Annotated in this window: 2 protein-coding genes and 2 pseudogenes; all 4 read right to left on the reverse strand. The window is 67.0% G+C overall.

Features of this window, described 5'->3' with window-relative positions:
- A pseudogene (locus AB0I83_RS31360) lies at positions 1-1133 on the reverse strand (protein phosphatase); the annotation flags it as partial.
- Complete coding sequence (locus tag AB0I83_RS31365) at positions 1130-1528, reverse strand: DUF6507 family protein (RefSeq protein ID WP_125500861.1); 399 nt, start codon at positions 1526-1528, stop codon at positions 1130-1132. The gene AB0I83_RS31365 and the pseudogene AB0I83_RS31360, both read right to left, overlap by 4 nt.
- A gap of 112 nt (positions 1529-1640) precedes the next feature.
- Positions 1641-1841 (reverse strand): annotated as a pseudogene (locus AB0I83_RS31370) (hypothetical protein); the annotation flags it as partial.
- A partial coding sequence (locus AB0I83_RS31375) for a hypothetical protein (RefSeq protein WP_363307042.1) occupies positions 1798-2229 on the reverse strand: 432 nt, incomplete at its 5' end. The pseudogene AB0I83_RS31370 and the gene AB0I83_RS31375, both read right to left, overlap by 44 nt.

Consider the following 2229-nt stretch of genomic DNA (forward strand, 5'->3'; position numbering starts at 1 on the left):
GTGGGGATGTCGATGTTGCCGACGCCCCTGAGCCCCTTGGTGATGTCGCCGATCTTCGACAGTCCCGCGCCCGCGCCCTTGGCGATGTAGGTCATGGGGTCGATGAAGTGGCCCGCCTTGCCGGCGAGCGAGATCGCCCGGGCGGCCGCGCCGGCCTTGCCCGCACCCGCGGCCGCACCACCCGCGCCACCGGTGAACACGGTGGTCAGCACGTTGAAGGTGACCGCTCCGGCGGCACGGGCGGGGTTCTTGCCCCACTCGTCCCAGGCGACCAGCGCCTTGCCGGTCTCCTTCATCGCGGTGCGCGAGTCACGGATCCAGGAGGGCAGCTTGTCGTCCGGCAGGGTCCAGAACGCCGCGCCCACTCCGGGGATCGCGGTCAGGGCGATACCGGTGGCGAGCTGGGCCAGGCCCTTCCACGCCTGCCCCATCGCCTCCCAGCCACCGAACCCGACCAGCGTGCCCAGACCCTTGATCGTCCCCCACACACCGTCGACGATCAGACCGTCCCACACGAACGACTTGACCCAGTGACCGATCTCCCACGCGTGATGCTTCTCCTCGACCGGCTCACCCCAGGGAACCTTCGCGTTCTTCAGGTCCTCGGCGTTGAACCCGTACTGGTTCTTCTTCTCCGAACCATCGCCCGCGACCATCTGGGTGCCGTGCCACAGCGCGGTGATCTTGTTGTGGCAGGTGCGCTCCGCCGCCCAGAACGCCGCCACCGTCTGCGTGATCTCGTCCCGGATCCGGTTGTGCTCGTCGACCTTGTCCCCGTCGTACTCCCACTCGTCGTCGTCCTTGACCGAATCGACGAACGCGACCGCCTCCCGCTTGAGGTCCTCCAGCTTCTTCACCAAAGGACGCACCTCGGTCGCATACCCCGACAGCGCGCCCGACACCTTCTGCAGATCGTCCGCGAACGCCCCCGCCCGGTCCTTCACCGGCACCGTCGTCGCGAACAACTGCTCCGCCTCAGGCGCCTTGTAATACGCCGACAACCCCTGGAACCGGCTGTGGACGTCCGACCCCGTCCCCCGGATATGACCCGCATCCTTCGTCAGCGCCGCACAATCCCGCTCCAGCGCATCCAGATCCCCCGTGAACTGCGGGATCTCCTCCGGCTTGATCACGCCTTCGCCGCCTTCCCGCCACCACCGGGCATGTCCACCTTCGGCGCACCCAACGCCTTGTGCTGCGCCTCCGCCGCCATCTGCTCATCCCCCCGCAGATACGCCGTCGTCGCATCCACCACACCCTGCAACGACTTGCCCGCACGCGCCGCGATCCACTGCAGATCCTTCGCCGCACGCTCCGCATACTGCGACAACGCAAGCGCCACCAGACCCCCCTGCGCCTGCTCACCCCCCTTGGCAGGAGCATCCGCCGAGATCGTCCCCGCATGCGTCGCCGCCGACGTCAAATGCTCCCCGTACGACTTCGCATACTTCTCCAGATGCGACGCCGCCTCACCCGTCGTCTTCAACACCTGCGAAATACCCTGCGGCTGCAGATCCCAGCCAGACACCCACAAACCCCCGAAATCCGTGCGACGTCGCGCGTCTTGTCCCGGCGAACCCGCCGGCCGTCCACCCGGCCAGCGGGCGTTCAACGCTCAGCCGTTCGGCCGATGTCTCAGCCTATGGTGCGACCGCAGCCTTCGCCCTCGTCGGCGTCGACTGCATCATCGCGTCGTTCTTCTCCAGCGTCGTCTTCACCAGCTGGATGATGTTCCGCACCTCCTGCGAGGCACGGTTCCACCGCTGCTCCTTGCCGCCGCACTCGTCCGACTTTCCGTCAGCCGAGAGGTAGGCCATCGCGGTTCGCTGACAGTTCCTTGAGCGCGCGTTCTCCCGGATGCGCGGCTGCGAGGTGGCACGCGGCTTCCTCGGACCAGCTCCGATCGACACGCCCCACGGCCTCGATCAGCAACGCCAGTTGGAGGCCGAGGTCATGGCGCGGAGACTCCTCAGTCAGTCGAACCACACCGCGCGCCACGGTCGCCTTGATGACGTCCGGGCAGGCAGCCACCACATCCTGGCGGAGCAGAGAGCTGATATGCCTGTCGAACGGGACACGGTCCGCAACGTTCAGCAACGACTCAGCGGCCTTCAGTCGTTGAGTGGCCGTGCCACGTTCCTCCACCATGTCGGAGCTGTCTCCCACGGCGTCGGCCAAAACACCGAAGGTGTCGTCCTGGCCGTACAGCCTGTCGTACGTAGCACCTCG

It is taken from the genome of Streptomyces sp. NPDC049970, assembly GCF_040660235.1.
Taxonomy (GTDB): domain Bacteria; phylum Actinomycetota; class Actinomycetes; order Streptomycetales; family Streptomycetaceae; genus Streptomyces.